The organism is Propioniciclava sp. LT294, assembly GCF_059516005.1.
Window position 1 is genome coordinate 432,613 of the sequence record NZ_JCAKNG010000002.1, and the last position, 22,419, is coordinate 455,031.

Below are 22,419 nucleotides of genomic sequence, written 5' to 3' on the forward strand. Positions count from 1 at the left end.
GGATCAGGCGACCGCCGCGTGGGGCGTCCGAATCGGCAGGTGCGTGACGTTCTCGTGGGCCCGGACGCGGGCGCTCGTGAGCCACAGGACCTCGGACAGGTCGGCCCCGAGCGCTCCGCAGATGGCGTTCAGCAGTTCGGAGGACGCCTCCTTGTGGCCACGCTCGACCTCGGAGAGGTAGCCGAGGCTCACGCGTGCCGCGCCGGAGACCTCGCGCAGCGTCTTGCCCGAGGAAACACGGAGTTCGCGCAGGGTCTCCCCCACCATCTCGCGCATCAGCACGATGGCCATGGCCAGCACCTCCTTCAGATCATGATCCCCAACGCAGCGGCGCGGACGATTTGTTCCCCCAACCTACACGGGAGACACGACGCGCAGCAGCATGCGGCACGCCGCGTCCACCGTCTGCACGCGGACCGCGTCGCGGTCGCCCTCGAAGTCGAACCGTTCGACCTGGCAGAACTGCGGCGTGGACGCGATGCTGGGCCCGAGCACGCAGATCCAGACCTCGCCGGGCTCATGGCCGTCCTGGCCGTCCGGCCCCGCGACGCCGGTCGCCGCGATGACCCAGTCGGCGTTGGCGCGGCGCTGCAGCCCGACGGCCATGCCGATGGCGACCTCCTCGCTGATGACGGTGTGGTCCGCGATGGTCCGGGCGGGGATGTCGAGCAGTTCGGTCTTCAGCCTGGTGGCGTACGAGATCACCCCACCGAGGAACACCTGGGACGCCCCGGGCACCGTGGTCAGCGTCGCGCTCAGCAGCCCCCCGGTGAGCGACTCGGCGACGGCTAGGTTCACCGACCGGTCGCGCAACGTGGCGATGACCTTGGCGGCGAGTTCGTTCATCGAGCCTCCTCCGGGTGTTCGGCGAGCCAGGACGCCCTCATCCTGTTGGCCTCGCGCAGGTAGTCGAGGCCGGTGAGCACGGTCAGGGCGAAGGCGACGACCATCGCGGCCCAGGCGACCCACCCCCACGGAGCGGGCATGAACTGCAGGCCGGGGAGGAACATGATGAGCGCGACCGACTGCAGGACGGTCTTCAGCTTCCCGCCGCGGTTGGCGGCCATGACGCCGTACTTCATGATCGCCCAGCGCAGGACCGTGATGCCCCACTCGCGGACGAGGATGATGATGGTGATCCACCACGGCAACTCGGCCAGGATCGACAGGCCGACGAACGCCATGCCGGTGAGGGCCTTGTCGGCGATCGGATCCCAGAGCTTGCCGAAGTTGGTGACCAGGTCGTACTTGCGGGCGATGCGGCCGTCCACGGCGTCCGTGGCGATCGCGACGACGAAGATGACGGTGGCGACCCACCGCATCAGCGGGTCCTGCGCGTGGGCGAGGAGCACCCATGCGAAGACCGGGACCAGCACCATCCGGACCGCGGTCAGGACGTTGGGGACGTTCCAGTTGTTGGGCTTCGCATCGGTCATGCAGCACCATCCTCGCGCGCGATCAGGTCGACACCGTCGGTGGACGTGACCCTACCCCAGACGAGGTCACCCACCCGCAGGTGCGCGCCGGAAGCGAAGCTCGTCGTCCCGTCCACCTCCGGGCCCTGGTGCTCGGCGCGCCCGACGGCGACGTTCCCGTCGTGGCTCTCGACCAGCACACGCACCCGCTCGCCGACACGCTCCAGCGCCCGCTGGTCCACGAGGTCGGTGGCCAGGTCGCTGACCTCCGCGTAACGCTGGTCGATGACCTCCTGGGGCACGTGGTCGCCCAGGGTGGCCCCCTCGGTTCCCTCCTCGTCCGAGTAGGAGAAGACCCCGAGTGCGTCCAGGCGGGCCTCGCTGACGAAGTCGACGAGGGTCCGCACGTCGGCGTCCGTCTCGCCCGGGAAGCCGACGATCACGTTGCTGCGGACGCCCGCCTGCGGCTTGAGGGTGCGGATCCGCTCGAGGAGCGCCAGGAAGCTGTCCGGATCCCCGAAGCGCCGCATGCGCCGCAGCACGGACGGGGCGGCGTGCTGGAAGCTCAGGTCGAAGTACGGCACCACCTTGTCGATCGAGCAGATGGCCTCGATCAGCCCCGGGCGGATCTCTGCGGGCTGGAGGTAGCTGACGCGGATCCAATCCAGGTTGTCGATGCCGTTGAGCCGTTCGAGCAGGGTCTCCAGGGCGCCGAGCTCACCGAGATCCTTGCCGTAGGACGAGGTGTTCTCGCTGACCAGGAACGCCTCGCGGACGCCATGGTCGGCCAGCCAGGTCACCTCCTCGACGATGTCGGCGGCGGGACGGCTGACGAAGCTGCCCCGGAAGCTCGGGATCGCGCAGAACGCGCACCGGCGGTCACAGCCGCTGGCGATCTTGATCGGGGCGCTGGGTGCGTTGCCGCGCCGCTTGCGCACCACACGCGGTCCGGACGCCGGCGCCACCCCCTGGGGGAGGTCCGCCGTCTGCAGCCCCGGGATCACGACCCCGGACGCCGCCGCCTGCCGCTGCGCGGGAGCCAGCGGGAGCAGCCGTCGCCGGTCCGATGGCGTGTGCGCCTCGAGGTGGCCGCCGGCCATGATGAGGCGCAGCTTGGCGTCGATGTCCGCGTAGTCGTCGAAGCCCAGGACCGCGTCCGCCTCGGGCAGCGCGTCCGCGAGCTCACGGCCGTACCGCTCCGCCATGCACCCGACCGCCACCACGCGCTGGGTGGGGCCGTGCCCCTTCAGGTCGGACGCCGCGAGCAGGGTGTCGATGGAGTCCTTCTTCGCGGACTCGATGAACCCGCACGTGTTGACCACGACGGCCTCGGCTTCCGTGGGCTCGTCGACGAGGGTGAACCCGCCGGCCTCGAGGCGTCCGGCGAGTTCCTCGGAGTCGACGTCGTTGCGGGCGCAGCCCAGCGAGACGATGTGCACGGTGGTTGGAGTGGTCACCGCTCAACCCTATCCGGGACGGCACCGTGACGCGTCGGGCGCCACCGTCGGCCGCCGCCGGTCAGCGCTGCAACAGCCCCGCGCTGAGCCGCTCCTGCTCGTCGGGGTGGAGTTGGAGGGACATGGCCTTGGCCGAGTCCGTGATCGAGGCCGGACGCGACGCGCCCGGGATCGGGATGACATGCCCCCCGAGGCCCAATTGCCACGCCAGGACGACCTGCTGGGGGCTCACCCCGTGGGCGTCCGCCACCTCGACGATCACCGGGAACCGGCCGCCGAGGTCGGCGACGGCCCCGACACCGCCCAGGGGCGACCACGGGACGAAGGCGATGCCATGCTCGCCGCAGAAGACCAGTTCCTGCCAGGAGGTGTGGTTGAACTTCGGGGAGAACTCGTTCTGGACGGCCGCGAGGCCACCTTCCCCGAGGACGTCGATCGCGATCTGGATCTCCTCGACATTGGCGTTCGAGATGCCGATCTCGGCGATCACGCCCTCCGACTTCAGCCCGGCGAGCACCTCGACGGCGTCGGCGTAGCGCCGCGTCCGATCGGGGCGGTGCAGGTAGCAGAGGTCGATCCTCTCGACGCCGAGCCGGTCGCGGGAGGCCTTCGCCGCGCCGCGCAGGTACTCCGGGGAGCTGTTGCGCCCCCAGCCCTCCCCCTCGTGGCGCGTGATGCCGCCCTTGGTCGCCACCACGACCTTGCTGGAATCACCGCCCCACGTCCGGACGCCCTCGGCGACGATGCGCTCGTTGTGGCCCATCTGGTTCCACGCCGGGGCGTAGATGTCGGCGGTGTCGATGAGCGTGATCCCGGCGTCCAGGGCCGCGTGCACGGTGGCGATGCCCTGCTCGCGGGACACGACCCGGTCACCCCCGAGCGAGAACGGCATGGCCCCGAGGCCCAGGTCTGAGACGGTGAACTGTCCAATCGTGCGTGTCATGGGATCACCCTACGTGGCGGTTGTCCGTGTGGGTCGGATGCATTTCCGGGTGGAAGAACCCCAAGGATCCTTGGGGTTCTTCCACCCGGAAATGCATCGAAGGGCCACAAGCCACAGCGCCCCCGGGCGATGCTCAGCGGCGACCTGACGGACGCACCGAGACGACCTCGACCGAGGCGTCCGGGTCGGCCTCGAGGACGAACTCGACGGCCTTGGCGACCGAGGCTGCCCCCATCGCGAGGGACGCGTCGTACGCGCGCCCCTCGGCGGCCTGGAGTTCGCGCTGCATGTCCGTGTCGACACGTCCGGGGTGGACCGACGACACTCGCACCACGCCACGCTCCTCGGCACGCAGGGCGTCCGCCCACGCGCGCACGGCGAACTTGGACGCGGCGTACACGGCCCCGTTGGGCCCGGCGGAGAACCCCGAGCCGGAGTTGATCACGACGACGGTCCCGCGGGAGGCGCGCAACAGGGGCAGCAGCAGGCGGGTCAGGTCGGCCACGGCGATGACATTGAGTTCGAGGACACGGCGCCAGTCCTCGCGGGTGGTGTCCTCCACGCTCCCGTAGCCGACCACCCCCGCGGAGTGCACCACGGCGTCCAACGCGCCGATGGACGCCACGGCCGCGGCCACGGCGTCCGCGTCGGTGAGGTCGCAGACGAAGCCCTCGGCGGCCGGGCAGTCGTCGACGACCGCCTGCACCGCCTCGGCCGAGGTGCCACCCACGATGACGCGCCACGACTCGCACAGCTGTCGCACGACCTCGCGGCCGATCCCCCTGGTGCCCCCTGTCACGAGCACGGTGCGCCGGGGCATCGCCCGCCGCAGGCGCGGGTCACGCGGGTTGGCCATCAGCCCTCCGAGAGATTGGTGAGAACGTCGTCGAGGTCGTCGGGTTTCACGAGCACCTCACGGGGCTTGGATCCCTCCGACGGACCGACGATACTGCGCGTCTCGAGGATGTCCATCAGCCGTCCGGCCTTCGCGAAGCCGACGCGCAGCTTGCGCTGCAGCATCGACGTCGAGCCCAGTTGGAGGTTGACCACCAGCTGCGCGGCCTCGAGCACGAGCTCGAGGTCGTCCCCGATGTCCTCGGCGACCTTCGCGGCCTCCTGGGGCGCCGCCACGTCCTCGCGGTACTGCGGGCCGAGCTGGGTGGAGACGTGCTTGACCACCTCGCGGATCTCGGCCTCGGTGACCCAGGCCCCCTGGACGCGGACCGGCTTGGACGCGCCCATCGGCAGGAACAGGCCATCGCCCTGGCCGACCAGCTTCTCGGCGCCCGGCTGGTCGAGGATGACACGGGAGTCGGTCATCGACGAGGTCGCGAACGCGAGACGGCTCGGCACGTTGGCCTTGATCAGCCCCGTCACCACGTCGGTCGAGGGACGCTGCGTGGCCAGCACCAGGTGGATGCCGGCGGCACGCGCGAGCTGGGTGATGCGGACGATGGAGTCCTCGACGTCGCGGGGGGCGACCATCATGAGGTCGGCGAGCTCGTCGACGATCACCAGCAGGTACGGGTAGGGCGCCAACACGCGCTCGGACCCGGGCGGGAGCTTCACCTGACCGGCGCGGACGGCCTTGTTGAAGTCGTCCACGTGCCGGAAGCCGAAGGCGGCCAGGTCGTCGTAGCGGGTGTCCATCTCCTTGCACACCCACTGCAGAGCCTCGGCGGCCTTCTTGGGGTTGGTGATGATCGGCGTGACCAGGTGCGGAATGCCCTCGTAGTTTGTCAGCTCCACCCGCTTGGGGTCGACCAGCATCATCCGCACCTCGTCGGGCGTCGCGCGCATCATGATCGACGTGATCATCGAGTTCACGAAGCTCGACTTGCCCGAACCGGTCGCGCCGGCGACCAGCAGGTGGGGCATCTTCGCCATGTTGGCCACGACGTAGCCGCCCTCGACGTCCTTGCCCAGGCCCACGGTCATGGGGTGGTGGTCCCCGCGCGCACGGTTGGAGCGCAGGACGTCGCCCAGCGACACGATCTCCTTGTCGGTGTTCGGGATCTCCACACCGATCGCCGACTTGCCCGGGATCGGGCTGAGGATGCGGACGTCCGCCGATGCCACGGCGTAGGCGATGTTCCTGCCCAGCGCCGTGACCTTCTCGACCTTCACCCCGGTACCGAGTTCCACCTCGTACCGGGTCACCGTCGGCCCGCGCGTGTAGCCCGTCACGGTCGCGTCGATGTCGAAGTCGCGGAACACCTCGGCGAGCCGGTGCACCACCGCGTCGGACGCCTCGGTACGACTCTTCGGGGCGGACCCCGGCTTCAGGATCTGGTGCTCGGGGAGCAGGTACTGGATGTCGCCCGTGAGCACGGTCTGCTCAGCCCGCAGCGGCTCGTTGGAGTGCGTCGGCGGTTGGAGGTCCCTCGGCGGGTCGACGGGCACCGGGGCGCCGCCCGCTTCGAGCGCGCCGGGTGCCTTGCCGGCGGTGACGGGGGGACGGTGCGCGGCCCCGTGGACCTCGCCGGTGAACGGGTCGATCATCTCCTCGTCCGGGCCGTCGGCGGCGTCGGTGTCGGTGTCGGCGAAGAAGTCGATGACCTCCTCGTCCCGGTTCCGCCTGCCGCGGCGCGACGGCTCCTCCTCCTGCACCAGCGGCGTGTCGTAGGCCTCGTCGACACCGTAGGTCAACGCGTCCTGCGACTCCTCGCGCCGGTACTTCCCACGCCACGCGGACAAGCGCGGGCCGACCTCGTACAGGGGGATGCCGGTGATGACCACCGCACCGAACAGTGCCATGCCGACCAGCACCGGGACCGCCACCCACACGGTGCCCAGATCGGTCAGGAACGAACTGGGGATGAAACCGAGCGCGCCTCCTGCCTGGCGCATCTCCTCGGGACGGCTCGGGCTGGGGATGCCCTTCGCGACGGACACCAGACCCAGCACGCCGAGGGAGAAGACCAGCCAGCCGACCGGCTGGCGTCCGGCCGGACCATTCGCAGCGGGGTCGCGCAGCGTCCGCCAGGCCATGCCGAAGAAGGCCAGTGGCAGCGCGACGCTCGCGGCACCGACGATGGTGGTGAAGCCGATGCGCAGCCAGTCCCCCACCTGGCCGGGCATGACGAACCAGAACGCCGCCGCGGTCAGGATGCCCAGCACGACGAGCAGGAGCCCGGTGCCGTCGCGTCGCTGCTCGGGGTCGAGGTCGCGGACCCCGCTGCCCAAGCTGCGCACGATCCCACCCAGCAGCCCGGCGAGGGCGCGCCAGATCGACGCGAGCCCCCCGCCGAGGGCAGCGAGTAGGGCGCCGAGACCCCCGGACTTCTTCGCGGGGGCCCGCCGTGAGTTCCTGGATGAGCTTCCGCCACGAGAAGTCGACGAACGCGAGCTGGACGCGTTCGATCGGCTCCGCGAGGGGGAAGACGCGCGGGTCGCCATGAGGCTGACCATAACAAGCCGTGCGGGCGGGCCCAAGCAACCACGCCGCCGACTGCATTTCCGGGTGGAAGAACCCCAAGGATCCTTGGGGTTCTTCCACCCGGAAATGCCACGCAGGGGCCCTTGACCCGTCGATGGCCACGGGCGCACGATGGGCGCAGCGCGGTCGACGCACGCGACCACCCCCACCGCAAGGACCCGCTATGAGAAGCCCGTACCCCGGCGACGAACTGCTGGACGCCCACGAGGCGCGCACGGCCGCGCAGCGCTACGAGAAGGAGAGGCCTGCACCGTCGGGGGCCGAGATCGAACCGCCCGAGGGGGAGGACCGGCGCAAGGCCTACCTCAAGGCGTCCCTGACCCAGGAGAAGGCCCGCGCCGTCGTCGCCGACGCGGAGGCCCGGGGCGCAGTCCGGTCGGCCGCGGACACCCTGGCGGGGCTCGCCCAGGAGCGCATCATCGGCTCCAGCGACCTGCGTGACATCAACTACCTCGAACTGGCCGTGGCGGTCGCCCGGGCCGTCTGCCGCATCCGGATCGGCCGGGGGGCGGGCACCGGCGTCCTGGTCGGGCCGCGGTTGCTGCTCACCAACAACCATGTGCTCCGGACGCCGGAACAGGCCCTGGGCGCCGAGGCCCAGTTCGACTACCAGGAGAACGCGTCCGGAGAACTGCTCCCGGTTCAGGCCTTCGCCTTCGAGCCCAGCACGTTCTTCGTCACCGACAGGCTGCTCGACTTCACGGTCGTCGCCCTGGCCCCGACGTCGTCCAAGGGACATCCGCTCGACCGCTATCCGTGGACCCGCCTGAACCCCACCCTCGGCAAGGCCGAGGCGGGCGACCCGATCAACATCATCCAGCACCCCCGCGGTGGACTGAAGCAGGTGGCCCTGCGCAACAACGAGGTCATCGTGATCCCCAACGGCAAGCCGGACTTCCTCTACTACACGACCGACACCGAACCGGGCTCCTCGGGCTCCCCCTGCTTCAACGACCAGTGGGAGATCATCGCGCTCCACCACTCCGGCGTGCCCCGGATGGAGGGGGACACCATCCTCAAGAAGGACGGCACGCCCTGGAACGAGGCCACCGACGACCCGGCCCTCGTCGACTGGATCGCCAACGAGGGCGCCCGCGTCTCGGCGATGGTCGCCTCCCTCAAGAAGTTCCCCCTCGACGGAGCGGCCGCCGCGCTCCGCGACACAGCCCTCGCCGGGACGCCGCCGAACCCGGTCACCCTCGCCCGCACCGCGGAGGAGGCTGTCGTGGCCCCCGCCCCCGCGGGCATCCCGGTGCCCGCCGTCGGCCTGAGCACTCCGCCGGACGGGGGCGACGTCAGCTTCCAGGTGCCCCTCACGATCACGGTCACGCTGGGCCAGGGAGCCCTGCCCGTCCTCCGGTCCGCGTCCACCAGCGGGCCCGACGCCGCGCCGGACGTGACCGCTGCGGCGGGCGGGCTGGTGGTCGAACGCACCCGGATCGACCCGGACTGGTCGACGCGCCAGGGCTACGACCCGCAGTTCCTCGGTATCGAAGTGCCCCTGCCGACCCTGTCGCGGTCGATGAGGAGCCGGTCGGCGGAGGTGCCCGAGGAGTATCGCGTGCACGGTGACAAGTACGAACTCGCCTACCACCACTACTCGTTGGTGATGAACCGCGACCGCCGGTTCGCCTGGTACAGCGCGGCGAACATCGACGGTCGCGAGCGCCCCAAGCTCGCCAAGCGCAGGGACGCGTGGTTCATCGATGCGCGGATCGATGACCCACGGTCACCCAAGGTCCAGCTCGGGGAGGCCCTGTACGCGGCCACGCGCACCGATCGCGGCCACCTCACCCGGTATGCGGATGTCGCCTGGGGCACACCGGAGGCCGCCCGGGACGCCGCCGCCGACACGTTCCACTTCACCAACGCCTGCCTGCAGCTGGACGGCTTCAACCAACGAACCGAGCGCTGGCAGGGCATCGAGCAGTTCCTGCTCGAGCGGAAGGCCGCCCAGGAGTCACGCCGCATCAGCGTGATGACCGGGCCGCTGTTCCGCGACACGGACCCGCTGTACCGCAACGAGTTCATGGACGCCCCCGTCCGGATCCCCCTGGGGTTCTGGAAGGTCTGCGCGCTCGTGCGGCAGGACGGGACGTTGTCGGCCACCGCCTTCATCCTGGGACAGGCCGACATCACCGCGCTGGCCGGCTTCGACGAGGCGTTCCTCGACGTCGGGGCCGTCCAGACAACCATCGAGAACGTCGAGAAGCAGACGGGACTCAGGTTCGGTGTCCTGCGGGACAACGACCACCTCGCGGCGGGCGGTGCGCCCGGCAGCCTCGAGGTGGACGGCCGCACCGTGATCCCCCTGCACTCCCTCGACGAGATCGTGACCTGACACCCCCACCGGGCAACGCCCTTCGAAGGAGGCATCATGCCTGAGAGCAAGAGCCGCACCACCAAGTCCGCATCAGACGAGGCCACCCCCGCCCAGGACCGTTTGGACCCCCGCGTGTACGACGCGATGTTCCCCGCGCCGCCCGAACTCCTCCCGGAGCTGGTCGGCCTCGAGGCCGGGGGCGACGAGTACTCGCTCCTGCTCGAGACCATCTGTGGCCTGGCCGACGACAGCCAGGCTGTCGAGCAGTACGACGGCACCCTCGGTGTGACGAGGGCCTTCGTCGACGCGCACCAGTCAGCAGTCGCCCAGGTGCAGTGGAACGACGACCTGGCCAGCCACTACACGAACCCCGGCAACGTCAACGGCGCGCGCTGGGGTTCGGGCACGATGATCAGCCCCGACCTCTTCCTCACGTGCGGCCACCTGTTCGACCAGACGGGCAACGGCTGGACGCGGCCGCAGGTCAACGGGACGTCGACGACGATCTCCCCGCAGGAGATCGCCACCCGCATGCACCTGAACTTCAACTACCAGGTGGACGCCTCGGGCACCCTCAGGACCGAGGCGAGCTTCCCGATCACGCACCTCCTCGAGTACCGCCTCGGCGGGGTCGACATGGCGGTGTGCCGCATCGGCGGGTCGCCGGGCAACACCTACGGCTGGACGCAGGTGGCCACGGCGGACGTGGCTCTCAACGCCATGATCGCCATCATCGGGCATCCGGCGGGACGGCCCAAGCGCATCGAGGCCGGTCCGGCCACCGGACTGGCACCGGGTCGGCTGCTCTACAACGACATCGACACCCTCGGCGGCAACTCCGGCTCCGGCATCCTCGGTCCGGCCGGCAGCCTCGTGGGCGTCCACACCAATGGCGGCTGCAACGCGCAGGGGACCGGGTCGAACTTCGGCGTGCCGATCATGACGATCCGCAACGTCTCGCCCACCCTGCAGGGCCTCAACACCGCCACCGCTCCGATCCCTGACCGGATCGCCACCTCTCCGCGGGACGACCTCGTCAGCACAGCCGCCTTCCGCGACACCAGCGTGGTCGCCGACCAGCTCCGCACTAGCCCCCGCGACGACCTGGCCACGCTGGCCTGGCTGGACACCAACCGACTCTGGGACTCCATCGTCACCCAGCCCCTCCGCGACAACGCCACCAGCCCCCTCGGGGACCGTCCACCGGTCGGCACCGGCGCGGTCGCCGACTCGCTGCGGGAGCACATCGACCCGGGCTGGATCGATCCCGTGGTGAACCCCGCGGTCGTGCGCGATCCGGTGGTCGCCGAGGGGTTGCGTCCGTTCGTGCTGCAGGGCGGCCACCGCTTCGGGCCGGAGGGCACGGGATCCCAGGAACCCGACCGGGAGGAGTTCGAGGCGATCCTCGAGCAGTACGAAGCCGCCCTGCTCGCGGCCCAGGAGCACTGGGAGGCGTTGAAGGAGGAGTACACGGAGGTGTACGCCCGCTACGCCGAGACCTTCGGGCCGCAAGCCTGACGTGATCGGCATCGTCGCGAGCGAGGCGGACGTCCACGCCCAGGGTGTGGCCGCCCGCCTCGGTGAACTCGGGTCCGCCGCAGTGTTCCTGGACACGGCGGCGGTCCCCACCCGTGCGCGCATCACCAGCCGCCACTCACCGCGGACCCCGTGGGCCGCCACCTGGGTCGAGGAGGCCACCGGCGTCGAGGTGGACCTCACCGCGCTCCGCGCGATGTGGTGGCGCCGGCCACTCCCCCACGAGTTGCACGCCGAGCTGGGCACAGCGACCGACCGGCGGTTCGCCTACGGCGAGGTGGACGCCGCAGTCCGGGGTTTGTGGTCGTGCACGGACGCCACGTGGGTCAACGATCCGGACCGCGACCTCGCGGCGTCCCGGAAGCTGTGGCAGCTCAAGGTCGCCTCAACCCTGGGGCTGCGGATCCCCCGCACGTGCGTCACGACCGATCCGGCCCAGGCCCGGGAGTTCCTGGCCGGCGAGACGGAGGGGGCGATCTTCAAGCCGTTCGGTGGCCTCGAGGAGGCGTGGGCCGAGACCCGTCTGGTCGAGGCGTCCGACCTCGACCTGCTCGACCACGTCCGGCTGGCGCCGGTGATCTTCCAGGAGCTGATCCCCGGTGGGATCGACATCCGCGTGACGATCGTCGGGCGGGACGTGCACGCCGCCGAGATCCGCGCGCACGAGTCGTCCTACCCGTACGACTTCCGGATGGACACCGCCAACGCACCGATCCTGCCGCACACGCTGCCGGACGAGGTGGTGGGACGCCTCCACGCGCTCATGGACCATGTCGACCTCCGCTACGGCGCGATCGACCTGCGGCGGGCCCCCGACGGTGACTACGTCTTCCTCGAAGTCAACCCGGCCGGGCAGTGGTTGTTCGTCGAGCTCGCGACCGGGCAGCCGATCACGGCGTCGATGGCACGGCTGCTCCACGACCTGGACGCAGCCGGCACCCGGGCGTGACCCACTCCCCGGCACGAGGGCCGCCGGGTTCCCCGACCGCGCTCGCTCAGAAGTGGCGCCAGCCCCCGGCGCCGTCCGACCACGCGACCCCGTCGACGGTGACGGACGCCACGGCGTCCGGCTCGGGTGCCCGCACGTGACCGATGACGGTCCACCCGTCGGGGACGTCACCCTCGGCGAACGTGCCCAGCAGGGCGTGGTCGTCCCCTCCGGTCAGGATGTAGTTGAGGGGGTCTCCCCCGCCGATCGCCGCGGCGACCGTCTTCTGCGCCTCGTCCACGTCGAGCGAGGCCGAGTTCAGGTCGATGGCCATCCCGGACGCCCGGGCCACGTGGCCGAGGTCGGCGAGCAGGCCGTCGGAGCAGTCGATCAGGGCGGATGCCCCGGCCTCCGCCGCGACACGACCTTGGCCGTACGCCACCTCCGGGACACGGTGGGCCCGGACGACCGCGCCCGGCGACCGGAAGCCGCGGGCCAGGACCGCAAGCCCGGCGGCGGCCATGCCGAGGCGTCCGACGTAGGCCACCACGTCGCCGGCCCGCGCGCCGGATCGGAGCAGGGGCGCGCGTCCCTCGAGGTCACCGAAGGCGGTGACGACGATTCCGATCGCCTGGCCGCGAGTGACGTCGCCGCCCATCAGCACGGCGCCACCCCGTTCGCACTCCTCACGGACGCCCTTGGTGAAGTCCAATGCCCAGTCGGTCGGGGTCTCGGGCGGTGCTGAGAGGGCCACGACCACGCCCAGCGGCGTGGCACCCATGGCCTCGACGTCCGCCAACGCCGAGGCGATGGCCTTGCGGCCCACGTCGCGCGGGCCCGACCAGGCCTTCCTGAAGTGGACCTCCTCGTACATCGCGTCGGTCGAGACCACGACCTGCCCCCGCGGCGCGAAGACCGCGCAGTCGTCGCCGGGGCCGACGGTCACCGCGTCCGGCATGGTGAGCCCGGCGGTGATGGCGGAGATGAGCCCGAATTCCCCCTCGTCGGCGAGGGTACGGCCACCCATCAGCGCAGCCCCATGGGGCGTTCCAGGGCGAGCCGGACGAGCTCCGCGATGAGGTCGGCGTAGCTCAGCCCGGACGCCTCGAACAGCTGCGGGTACATGGAGATGTAGGTGAAGCCCGGCATGGTGTTCAGCTCGTTGACGAAGATCTCCTCGTCCTCGGTCACGAACATGTCGACCCGGGACAGCCCCTCGGCACCCATGGCCCGGAACGTCCGGGCACCGATCCGCTGGAGGCGGGCCAACAGCGGGCCGTCGATGGCGGCCGGGACGTCCAGGCTCACCTGGTTGCCCGGCGTGTACTTCGCCTCGAAGTCGTAGAACGTGCCCTCGCCGTGCATGCGGATCTCGCCGGCCAGGGAGACGCGCGGGGGGCCGTCGAGGTTGTCGAGGACGGCCACCTCGACCTCGCGCGCACCCATGACGCCCTCCTCGACGATGATCTTCGCGTCGAAGGCGAAGGCCTCCTCGATGCTGGGCACCAGGTCTGCGGGGGTGTTGGCCCGGGTGATGCCCAGGCTCGAGCCGCCTCGCGCCGGCTTCACGAAGACCGGGAACCGCAGGTCGGCCTCGGCCTTGGTCAGGAAGTGCTCGCGTTCGGACTCCCACTGGCGACGGTGGATGGTCACCCACGGCGCGACCGGCAGGCCGGCACCCGCCAGGGCGGTCTTCATGAGGTCCTTGTCCATGCCGTTCGCGGACGCCGCGACGCCCGACCCCACGTAGCGGATGCCCAGCATCTCGAACATCCCCTGGATGGTGCCGTCCTCGCCGAACGGGCCGTGCAGGAGCGCGAACGCAACGTCGAAGTCGCGGGCGTCGATGAGCCGGTCGTTGTCGAGGGTGGCGATGCGCCCCCCACCGTCGCGGCGCATCAACAGTGCCTCGGGACGGTCCTCGTCGAGCCGGGGCAACGTGCCGTCGACGACCTGCATCGCAGCCATGTCCTCGGGAGCGACCTGCACCCAGCGTCCGCTGGGCGTGATGCCGACGCCGATCACCTCGAACCGGTCGGTGTCGATCGCGCGGGTGACGCCGCCCGCCGTCAAGCAACTCACGTCGTGCTCGGAGCTGACTCCGCCGAAGATGATCGCGACGCGGATGCGTTCGGCCATGCTGGGTTCCCTCTTTCGAACGTGCCTGGGTGCGGGGATCACCCTACCGGCGTCACGGACGCCCGGGGCCGAGCCGCGATCGCGCGGGCAATCCCGTTGCGTCGCTGTCGAACCAGCGCGCAGATGCAGGTCGACGGGCGGATGGGTGACTAGGCTTCGACCCATGCACTCAGGAGTGACCGTGGCGCGTCGCGTCGACGACGGCTGGGAGTGCGTCGACGACCACGGACGCCGCGTCGTCCTGCCGGTGGGAGTCATCGACCCCACCCTTCGCGAGTTGCGCGTGGGTCAGCGCCTGCGCGTGGAGTCCGTCGACGGCGTCCCCCATCGGGCCACGTTGTCCTGATCCGGGCACCGGGCACCGGGCGCCCGATACCCGCAGAAGCGCCGGTTGCCAGCGGCGTTTCCTGGGACATCCGGCACCTTGGTGGCCTCAACCGGTGGAGCGACGTCCACCGTCGCGGCGGAAGCGGCGGGCGTCCTCGAAACCTTCGCGGATCTTGTTGCTCAGGGCCCGCGTGTCCCATGCCGTCCGCCACCCCCAGTGGACGACCCACCAGTTGGCACGACGGATCCCGTCATCGCGGACGCGCTCGGCGCCGAACACCTTCCCGGCGACTGTCTCTTCGCTTCGAGTCGATCCTTGTACTTGGCCTCACCGTCCATCTCGCCGACCATCCCGTGCTCGGGCCGCCCGAAGTCGGAGCACCCCTTCCACCCCTCGGCTCCGGTCACCGCGAACTGCAGGACCGGTTTCGGGAGCCCGGCGCGCTCCATGGTCACGCGGCTGACCGATTCCGCCACCGACCCGGACCGCCCGTCGGCGAAGGCGGCGACAGCACGGAGCGCAGCGTTCCCCTTCCTCTTGGGACCGGCGTCGACCCCGGCGAGCAGTTCCTCCGTCCGGACGCCGCGTCGCAGCGCCTGGTCGGCCGCGACGACGGCCCACGTGAACTCGGCCGTTCGGGCCAGATCGGCGGCCGTCCGGGCAAGGGAGGTGACGCGCAGGCCGTCCACGTCGATCACCTCCTCGGCGGGCAACGGAGCCGTCGTGCGCAAGATCGGAGCCGTCACGCTCCTGACACCAAGCATGGTCTGTCACGGCGCCCATACGCCGGATCCCCCGAGGAACACCGCTTGCTGGCGGCGTTTCCCGGGGGATCCGGCAGGGAGGACCAGTTGGTCAGTTGGCGACCTTCGCGGGGATGGTCCGCACCTTCCACGACGGACGCTTGGCCTCGTAGGCCGCGATGTCGGCGTCCTTCTGCAGCGTGATGCCGATGTCGTCCAAACCGTTCAGCAGGCGGTGCCGCGTGTAGTCATCGATGGTGAACTCGTGGCGCGCGTCGCCGGCGACGATCGACTTGGCGACCAGGTCGACGGTGATCTCCGCGCCCGGGTTGGCGTCCAGGTGGTCCCAGAGCGCCTCCACGACGTCCTGCTCCACCAGCGCGACCAGCAGGCCGGACTTGCCGGAGTTGCCGCGGAAGATGTCTCCGAAGCGCGAGCCGATGACGACCTTGAAGCCGTAGTTCTGCAGGGCCCACACCGCGTGCTCACGCGAGGAGCCCGTACCGAAGTCGGGGCCGGCCACGAGGACGGAACCGGCCTTGTAGGCATCCTGGTTGAGCACGAACTCGGGGTCGCTGCGCCAGGCGGCGAACAGCCCGTCCTCGAAGCCCGAGCGGGTCACGCGCTTGAGGTAGACCGCGGGGATGATCTGGTCGGTGTCGACGTTCGAGCGACGCAGCGGGACGCCGACGCCGGTGTGCGAGGTGAACTTCTCCATGTCAGCTACTCCTGCTCAGAGGTCGGCGGGGGACGAGAGGGTGCCGCGCACGGCAGTGGCGGCCGCGACGGCCGGGGAGACCAGGTGGGTGCGGCCCCCCTTGCCCTGGCGTCCCTCGAAGTTGCGGTTCGAGGTGGAAGCCGAGCGCTCCCCCGGCTTCAGCTGGTCCGGGTTCATGCCCAGGCACATCGAGCACCCGGCCTCGCGCCACTCGGCGCCGGCCGCGGTGAACACGGCGTCCAGCCCCTCCTGCATGGCCTGCAGGCGGACGCGTGCCGAACCGGGGACCACCATCATGCGGACGCCGTCGGCGACCTTCCGGCCCTCCAGCACGGACGCCGCGAGGCGCAGGTCCTCGATGCGGCCGTTGGTGCAGGACCCGAGGAAGACGGTGTCGACCTTGATGTCCTTCATCGGGGTGCCGGCGGTCAGCCCCATGTACTCCAGCGCGCGTTCGGCGGCGGAACGACCGACCGGATCGGTGAAGTCCTCCGGCGACGGGATCGCGTCGCCCAGGCCCACACCCTGGCCCGGGTTGGTGCCCCAGGTCACGAAGGGCGTCAGCTGGGTGGCGTCGATGACGACCTCGGCGTCGAAGACCGCGTCGTCATCGGTGCGCAGCGTGCGCCAGTACTCGACGGCGGCGTCCCACTCGGCGCCCTCGGGGGCGTGGGGACGGCCCTTGAGGTAGGCGAACGTGGTGTCGTCGGGGGCGACCATGCCGGCCTTGGCGCCCCACTCGATCGACATGTTGCAGATCGTCATGCGCCCCTCCATCGACATGTTCTCGATGGTGGAGCCGCGGTACTCGACGATGTAGCCTTGGCCGCCGCCGGTGCCGACCTTGGCGATGAGCGCCAGGACGACGTCCTTCGGGGTGACACCCTCCGGCAGTTCGCCGTCGATGGTGACGGCCATGCGCTTGGCGGGGGCCTGGTTCAGGGTCTGGGTGGCGAGCACGTGCTCGACCTCCGAGGTGCCGATGCCGAAGGCGAGGGCCCCGAACGCACCGTGGGTCGCGGTGTGCGAGTCGCCACAGACGATGGTCATGCCGGGCTGGGTGGCACCCAACTGCGGGCCGATGATGTGGACGATGCCCTGGTCCTTGTCACCCAGCGAGTGCAGGCGGATGCCGAACTCCTGGGCGTTCCTGCGCAGCGTGTCGACCTGCAGGCGCGACACCGGGTCGGCGATCGGCAGGGTGATGTTCTCGGTGGGAGTGTTGTGGTCCTCCGTCGCGAGGGTGAGGTCCGGACGTCGCACCGGCCGGCCGGCGAGGCGGAGCCCGTCGAAGGCCTGGGGGCTCGTCACCTCGTGCACGAGGTGGAGATCGATGTACAGCAGGTCCGGCTCGCCTGCGGCGCTGCGGACAACGTGGTCCTCCCAGACCTTGTCACTCAGGGTCTTGCCCATTGGTTTCCTCCCGAACTCGGCGGCTGAGCCAGTCAAGCCGGCTGCTCTGCACGACTCTCGGGCCCAATGACACCACCGTACAACTTGCATATCAACCCGTGAGACGGCAATATCAGATTATGGACAGTTCCAGTTCTTCGGGAGTCGGCGTCCTCGACAAGGCCGCCCAGGTTCTCACCGCCCTCGAGCAGGGCCCGACCACGCTCGCCGGCTTGGTCACCTCGACCGGACTGGCCCGTCCGACCGCCCACCGGCTGGCGGTCGCCCTCGAGCACCACCGCCTCGTCAGCCGTGACCTCCAGGGACGGTTCGTGCTCGGCCCGCGACTGACCGAGTTGGCCTCTGCCGCCGGCGAGGACCGCCTGCTCGCGACCGCCGGCCCCGTGCTGGCCCGGCTGCGCGACATCACCGGCGAGTCCGCCCAATTGTTCCGCCGTCAGGGCGATTTCCGCATCTGCGCCGCGTCCGCCGAGCGCCCCTCAGGCCTGCGAGACACAGTACCCGTCGGGACCCAGCTCACCATGAACGCCGGCTCCGCCGCCCAGGTGCTGCTGGCGTGGGAGGATCCCGAGCGGATCCAGCGGGGCCTCACCAACGCGACCTTCTCCGCCGTGGCGCTGTCGACCGTCCGCCGCCGCGGCTGGGCCCAGTCGGTGGCCGAACGCGAGGCCGGCGTGGCTTCGGTGTCCGCACCGGTCCGCTCGCCCAACGGCAAGGTCATCGCAGCCGTCAGCGTGTCGGGACCCATCGAACGCCTGACTCGCCAGCCCGGACGCCTGCACGCCCCCGCCGTCATGGCTGCCGCCGAGCGACTCTCCGAGGTTCTGCGCCGCAGCGGCGACGCCTGACCCTCAGGACCTCCTGAACCAGGCGAGCGGTCCACGAGGATCGGGCTCGACCCGTCGCCCCACCAACGGATGCACCAGGGGCCGCCCCGTCAGCCGCGGCAGGAGCACCGCCAGGCATGCATCGATCTCGTTCGCACACTGGCGTGCGATCGCGGGTCCACGCCGGTACGGGTCCTCGACGTCGAAGCTCATCGAATGGGGGCCGACCGCCCCGACCACGGCGGCCACGATCTCGGGGCCATCCATCATCGACCAGTCGTCGGAGGGGGTGCTCGGCCGCACCGCCGCCGCGGCGACCTGGCCGAGACTGACGGCCTTGGTGCGGTTCCCCGCGTCCATCTCCAGCAACCGCACGTAGTGGGCGAACTCGAAGACGACCACCAGGTCGACGTCCTCCACCATGTCCTGGTCGACCGCGCGGCTCACGTGGCCTGAGCCATCGCCACCGCGTTCGAGGAGCAGGTGTTCCATCGCCTCGTCCATGCCGCGCCCGGGGAATCCCGGGATCCCCGCACTGGACACGGCCAACCCCTCGCCCACGGCCTGGCGCGTCCGGCGTTCCGCGTAGGGCGACCGCGAGATGTTGGCCGTGCAGACGAAGAGAACCCTCAGCGGCGCGAGGATGCCCAGGCTGCGGTGACCCTTCGGGGGTTCGGTCATGGCACCCAGTCAAGCAGGCCCTGGGACACGAGGAACCCCAAGTGGGCCCGGGTCTCCTCCGCGATGGCCTCGACGGGAACGTCCAACAGCTCGGCCAGAGCCCCCGGGACATCCGGCTCGCCCTCGGCCGCGATGCTCCAGATGAGGGCCGAGGTCTCCTGGAGTGCCAGCGCGTCGCCGTCGGGCAACTGCATCAGGTAGACCGAAACCGGACGGCCCTCCGCCGGGGGGAGGGTGACATGACCCAGTCGAGCTGGGATGCGATACGTCAACGCGTCCTCCCGTTGCGAACCGCGCGGCCGGCCAAGCGCCCGATCTCGGACGCCACCAACCCCGCCTGGTGCCCCCAGGCGCGGCCCCACTGCAGGAGTCCCGGCTTGTGACCCAGTTCGCGCTCGAGCCGATCGGGTTTGGGCGACACGAGGTGGAGGGCCGTCCGCAGCGCGTGCCAAGGATCCGGCTGGGCTCGCACCCGCGCCCACCACAACGTCGTGCGGGACGTCTCCTGGCTCGCCAGTGCGCGCCACAGCGTGTACGACCGATGCCGCCGATGCCCCTCGAGCCGTCCTGTGCCGGCAGCGAGCGCCACGTCGGCGCGGAGGCTGGCCGCGAGCGCGTCCACCTCAGCGCGTTCGTCGGCGGACGCCTCCCGCCAAGCGCGGTCGATGTCCGGGCTGTCGAGGTCTCCCCCGCGAACGGCGTGCAGAATGAGGATGAGGCGCTGGGCAGGAAGGTTCGGCACCGCGCACGGCTGGCCGGCGAGGCGGATCATCCGCCGATCGGCCCACAGCAGGTCGAAGGCTGGCTCGGGCGGCAGTTCGATGCCGGGGAAGGCCCGGTGGATGTCGGCGTGGCACACCCCCGGGCGGATCCAAGTCGACGCGTGCTCGAAGGCGGAGCCGTCCTCGAAGCGGTAGACCATCGTCCACCGGTGCGCGGCCATGGCCGCGAAGAAGCGCTTCACGTGGCTCGGCCTGACGAGCACATCCGCGTCCACACTGGCGCGCGGCACCACGATCGACTCCCGCTGACCCGTGGCGGGATCAAGGACCCTCCGGCGCCCGAGCAGCGCCTCGTCCACGGCCGCGCCCTTGATGTGGAGCAGGTCGACGCCGGCGTCGTCGGCGATCACCTGGAGCGTGGCGGCGGCCAACGGAACGCCGGCCAGCAACGGCATCTGCTCAACGGGACCCACCCCCGAGAGCCTACGCGACCCGCGTGGTAGTTTCCCAAGCGTGAAGATCGTCGTCACCGGCGGTGCCGGGTTCATCGGCTCCAACCTCGCGCGGGAGTTGCTGGGCCGCGATGAGGTCGACCACGTGGTCGCCTTCGACAACCTCTCCACCGGCAACCGGGCCAACCTCGACGGCGTCGACGCCGAGTTGGTGGTCGCGAGCGTCCTCGACCCCGAGGCCCTCGACGCCGCCTTCGCGAGCGCGGGTGCGGTGGTCCACCTCGGGGCGTTGCCGTCCGTCCCGCGCTCGGTACTCGACCCCGTCGCCTCCCACCACGCCAACGCGACCGGCACGCTCGAGGTGCTGCAGGCGGCCCGGAGGGCCGGCGACATCCCGGTCGTGGTCGCGAGCTCCTCGTCGGTGTACGGCGCGAACCGGGAACTGCCCAAGCGCGAGTCGATGCGGACCGCCCCCATCTCCCCCTACGCCGTCAGCAAGCAGGCCACCGAGGCGTACGCGCTCTCCTTCGGGCACACCTACGGCCTGCCCACGCTGGCGTTCCGCTTCTTCAACGTCTACGGGCCGCTGCAACCGGCCGGGCACGCCTACGCCGCGGTGATCCCCGCCTTCGTCGATGCGGCCCTGCGGGGAGTGCCGCTGACCGTGCACGGCGACGGCGAGCAGACCCGCGACTTCACCTACGTCGGCACCGTCGCGCGGGTGCTGGCGGACGCCGCGATCGGCGGCGTGCACGACCTTGATCCCGTCAACCTGGCCTTCGGGTCGCGGACGTCCCTGAACACGCTGATCTCGATGATCGGGGACGTGCTGGGCACGCAGCCCGTGGTCGACCACACCGAGCCCCGCGCGGGCGACGTGCGCGACTCCCAGGCCGACAACAGCCGACTGCGCGCGCTGTTCCCCGACGTCCAACCCGTCCCCCTGGCCGACGGCGTCCGGACCACCGTCGAGTGGTTCCGGACGCTGCCCGAGTACCAGAGCTGACATGGCGCGCGGCAAGGGCCCGGACGGGCTGGACCCCGCAGCCCTGGGTGCGCTCGCCCTGTGGTGCCTCTGGGTGGTCCTGGCCACCGTGTGGGCGGGGCGCTCACCCCTCGCCGCTCTCCCCTACTTGGGCCCTCCGGTCGTGCTGATTGCCGGTCTGCTGGCCGGTCGCTGGGCCGGACGCCGGCCTCCCGGCTGGCTGCTGCCGGCCCTGCTCGCCGTCGTGGCGTGGTTCTTCGTGTTGGGCTGGGTCATCACGCCGGTGCCCGGCAAGCTGCCCACGCGCTACCCCAACGCCAACGCCGCGGTCGGCGTGCAACTCATGGCGCTCGTGGGTCTGGCCGCGCTGGCGCAGCGGTCGGTGCGGCCGCGTCGCGCGATCGAGGAGCAGGGCCGGGGCCCCGCGGTCGTCCTGGCGGCGGCCGCCCTCGGGTCGGTGCTCGTCCTCGGTCTGAACGCCTCGGTGGCGGCCACGATCGTCGCCGTGCCCGTGATGGTCGCGACAGCCTTCGCGGTGGCCCGCCGGCGCGGCCCCCGGCCGGCGGTCTCCTGGCTGGCCGGCACGTTGGTGCTGGGGTGCGCCGCCGCGGCTGTGGTGGGGCTGGCGCGCCGCTCCGTCTGGCCGGACGCCGTGGTGGTGGGGCTGGACCGCGTGCGCAAGCAGCTGTGGTCGGAGGCACTGGGGCTGTTGAACCGGCACCTCCTCACCGGCGGCGGGGCGGGCTCGTTCCGGGAGACCAACATGCTGTCGGTCGACCCGGATCTGGCGAGCGCCCACTCCTGGGTGCTGCAGGTGGCTGCCGAGTTCGGCCTCGTGGGATTCGGCATGTTCGCGTTGGTGCTGGCCCTGGGGCTGGCCTTGGCCGTGCGCGGCTCGCGTGCAGGAGGCCTGATCGCCGCTGCGGCGTGGACCGCCCTCGGCGTCCATTCCACCGTCGACCACCTGTACGAGTTCGCCCCGGTGACCTTCGCCGCCGGCGCCGTCCTCGGCTGGGCGAGTGCCTCGCCTCAGAAGAGTTCGATGTCCCCCAGCGTGAGGCACCAGTCGGACGCGGGTGGGGGTGTGGCGGCCAGTGGCCGGGACGTCAGGAGCGGTCCGGCCCCCGGCACGGGCAGCGGCACCAGCCCGGCCGATGGCCCCGTCCGCAGGCCGATGGCGTAGTCGGCCTTCGTCTCACGCAGCACACGCGCCACCAGGCGGGCGCCGGTGATCACGTCCGGCACGAGCTGCTCGATGATGGCCGCCTCGACCGTGTCGCCCCGACGTCGCAGGCGGAACACCACCCCACCCTCGGCGGGGTCCGAGGACGCCAGGAGGAGGCGGTATCGCAGTGGACCGAAGGAGGTCC

22 protein-coding genes are annotated in these 22,419 nt (G+C 70.9%); 7 read left to right on the forward strand and 15 right to left on the reverse strand.

Annotated features, from left to right (window positions below):
- Positions 1-3: 3 nt before the first annotated feature.
- The 7 genes from AC5YDA_RS04695 to AC5YDA_RS04725 form a co-directional block, all read right to left on the reverse strand.
- Positions 4-291: a helix-turn-helix domain-containing protein gene (locus AC5YDA_RS04695; RefSeq protein ID WP_496192793.1), complete on the reverse strand. Its 288-nt coding sequence runs from the start codon at positions 289-291 to the stop codon at positions 4-6.
- A gap of 63 nt (positions 292-354) precedes the next feature.
- Positions 355-846, reverse strand: coding sequence for a CinA family protein (locus AC5YDA_RS04700; protein ID WP_496192794.1), 492 nt, complete (start codon positions 844-846; stop codon positions 355-357).
- A complete protein-coding gene (gene pgsA, locus AC5YDA_RS04705) occupies positions 843-1,436 on the reverse strand; it encodes a CDP-diacylglycerol--glycerol-3-phosphate 3-phosphatidyltransferase (protein WP_496192795.1) in 594 nt (197 codons plus the stop codon). The genes AC5YDA_RS04700 and pgsA overlap by 4 nt, the downstream gene beginning before the upstream one ends.
- Positions 1,433-2,872 carry a 30S ribosomal protein S12 methylthiotransferase RimO gene (gene rimO / locus AC5YDA_RS04710; protein WP_496192796.1) on the reverse strand — a complete coding sequence of 480 codons (1,440 nt, stop codon included), beginning with the start codon at positions 2,870-2,872 and terminating at the stop codon, positions 1,433-1,435. The genes pgsA and rimO overlap by 4 nt, the downstream gene beginning before the upstream one ends.
- A 61-nt stretch (positions 2,873-2,933) precedes the next feature.
- Positions 2,934-3,815: an aldo/keto reductase gene (locus tag AC5YDA_RS04715; RefSeq protein WP_496192797.1), complete on the reverse strand. Its 882-nt coding sequence runs from the start codon at positions 3,813-3,815 to the stop codon at positions 2,934-2,936.
- Between the two features lie 133 nt (positions 3,816-3,948).
- Positions 3,949-4,671, reverse strand: a complete 723-nt coding sequence (locus AC5YDA_RS04720; RefSeq protein ID WP_496192798.1) for an SDR family oxidoreductase — start codon at positions 4,669-4,671, stop codon at positions 3,949-3,951.
- On the reverse strand, positions 4,671-7,214 hold the full coding sequence (locus AC5YDA_RS04725) for an FtsK/SpoIIIE family DNA translocase (protein ID WP_496192799.1): 2,544 nt from the start codon (positions 7,212-7,214) through the stop codon (positions 4,671-4,673). Before AC5YDA_RS04725 ends, AC5YDA_RS04720 begins: the two co-directional genes overlap by 1 nt.
- A 203-nt stretch (positions 7,215-7,417) precedes the next feature.
- Between AC5YDA_RS04725 and AC5YDA_RS04730 the strand changes: the two genes are divergently transcribed.
- Genes AC5YDA_RS04730 through AC5YDA_RS04740 form a run of 3 tightly spaced genes read left to right on the forward strand, consistent with a single transcriptional unit; the run spans position 7,418 to position 12,062 of the window.
- Complete coding sequence (locus tag AC5YDA_RS04730) at positions 7,418-9,595, forward strand: DNA/RNA non-specific endonuclease (RefSeq protein ID WP_496192800.1); 2,178 nt, start codon at positions 7,418-7,420, stop codon at positions 9,593-9,595.
- A 36-nt stretch (positions 9,596-9,631) separates the two neighbouring features.
- A complete protein-coding gene (locus tag AC5YDA_RS04735) occupies positions 9,632-11,095 on the forward strand; it encodes a trypsin-like serine peptidase (protein WP_496192801.1) in 1,464 nt (487 codons plus the stop codon).
- Between the two features lies 1 nt (position 11,096).
- The gene (locus tag AC5YDA_RS04740) at positions 11,097-12,062 is read left to right on the forward strand and encodes an MvdC/MvdD family ATP grasp protein (RefSeq protein WP_496192802.1); all 966 of its coding nucleotides are present in this window, start codon (positions 11,097-11,099) and stop codon (positions 12,060-12,062) included.
- Positions 12,063-12,108: 46 nt separating this feature from the next.
- On the opposite strand, the gene AC5YDA_RS04745 is transcribed toward AC5YDA_RS04740, so the two are convergent.
- Both AC5YDA_RS04745 and AC5YDA_RS04750 read right to left on the reverse strand, forming a co-directional pair.
- Positions 12,109-13,068, reverse strand: a complete 960-nt coding sequence (locus tag AC5YDA_RS04745) for a thiamine-phosphate kinase (RefSeq protein WP_496192803.1) — start codon at positions 13,066-13,068, stop codon at positions 12,109-12,111.
- Positions 13,068-14,180, reverse strand: coding sequence for a D-alanine--D-alanine ligase family protein (locus AC5YDA_RS04750; RefSeq protein ID WP_496192804.1), 1,113 nt, complete (start codon positions 14,178-14,180; stop codon positions 13,068-13,070). The genes AC5YDA_RS04745 and AC5YDA_RS04750 overlap by 1 nt, the downstream gene beginning before the upstream one ends.
- Before the next feature lie 163 nt (positions 14,181-14,343).
- Between AC5YDA_RS04750 and AC5YDA_RS04755 the strand changes: the two genes are divergently transcribed.
- Positions 14,344-14,526, forward strand: a complete 183-nt coding sequence (locus tag AC5YDA_RS04755; RefSeq protein WP_496192805.1) for a hypothetical protein — start codon at positions 14,344-14,346, stop codon at positions 14,524-14,526.
- Positions 14,527-14,687: 161 nt separating this feature from the next.
- Here AC5YDA_RS04755 and AC5YDA_RS04760 read toward each other — a convergent pair whose 3' ends face one another.
- From AC5YDA_RS04760 to leuC, 3 genes are all read right to left on the reverse strand, one after another.
- Entirely contained in the window at positions 14,688-15,254 is a 567-nt protein-coding gene (locus tag AC5YDA_RS04760) for a hypothetical protein (protein WP_496192806.1), read from the reverse strand.
- A gap of 109 nt (positions 15,255-15,363) precedes the next feature.
- A complete protein-coding gene (leuD, locus tag AC5YDA_RS04765) occupies positions 15,364-15,969 on the reverse strand; it encodes a 3-isopropylmalate dehydratase small subunit (RefSeq protein ID WP_496192807.1) in 606 nt (201 codons plus the stop codon).
- Positions 15,970-15,984: 15 nt separating this feature from the next.
- Complete coding sequence (gene leuC / locus AC5YDA_RS04770) at positions 15,985-17,382, reverse strand: 3-isopropylmalate dehydratase large subunit (protein ID WP_496192808.1); 1,398 nt, start codon at positions 17,380-17,382, stop codon at positions 15,985-15,987.
- Between the two features lie 119 nt (positions 17,383-17,501).
- Here leuC and AC5YDA_RS04775 point away from each other — a divergent pair, with 119 nt between their 5' ends.
- Positions 17,502-18,230, forward strand: coding sequence for an IclR family transcriptional regulator (locus AC5YDA_RS04775; RefSeq protein WP_496192809.1), 729 nt, complete (start codon positions 17,502-17,504; stop codon positions 18,228-18,230).
- A gap of 3 nt (positions 18,231-18,233) precedes the next feature.
- Here AC5YDA_RS04775 and AC5YDA_RS04780 read toward each other — a convergent pair whose 3' ends face one another.
- From AC5YDA_RS04780 to AC5YDA_RS04790, 3 genes are all read right to left on the reverse strand, one after another.
- Positions 18,234-18,890 carry an arsenate-mycothiol transferase ArsC gene (locus AC5YDA_RS04780; RefSeq protein WP_496192810.1) on the reverse strand — a complete coding sequence of 219 codons (657 nt, stop codon included), beginning with the start codon at positions 18,888-18,890 and terminating at the stop codon, positions 18,234-18,236.
- Positions 18,887-19,084, reverse strand: coding sequence for a hypothetical protein (locus tag AC5YDA_RS04785; RefSeq protein WP_496192811.1), 198 nt, complete (start codon positions 19,082-19,084; stop codon positions 18,887-18,889). The genes AC5YDA_RS04780 and AC5YDA_RS04785 overlap by 4 nt, the downstream gene beginning before the upstream one ends.
- 74 nt (positions 19,085-19,158) lie before the next feature.
- Positions 19,159-20,085, reverse strand: coding sequence for a nucleotidyltransferase family protein (locus tag AC5YDA_RS04790; RefSeq protein WP_496192812.1), 927 nt, complete (start codon positions 20,083-20,085; stop codon positions 19,159-19,161).
- A gap of 40 nt (positions 20,086-20,125) precedes the next feature.
- On the opposite strand from AC5YDA_RS04790, the gene AC5YDA_RS04795 reads away from it, so the two are divergent.
- Both AC5YDA_RS04795 and AC5YDA_RS04800 read left to right on the forward strand, forming a co-directional pair.
- Entirely contained in the window at positions 20,126-21,070 is a 945-nt protein-coding gene (locus tag AC5YDA_RS04795) for an NAD-dependent epimerase/dehydratase family protein (RefSeq protein WP_496192813.1), read from the forward strand.
- A gap of 1 nt (position 21,071) precedes the next feature.
- Entirely contained in the window at positions 21,072-22,232 is a 1,161-nt protein-coding gene (locus AC5YDA_RS04800) for an O-antigen ligase family protein (RefSeq protein WP_496192814.1), read from the forward strand.
- Positions 22,233-22,419 lie beyond the last annotated feature (187 nt).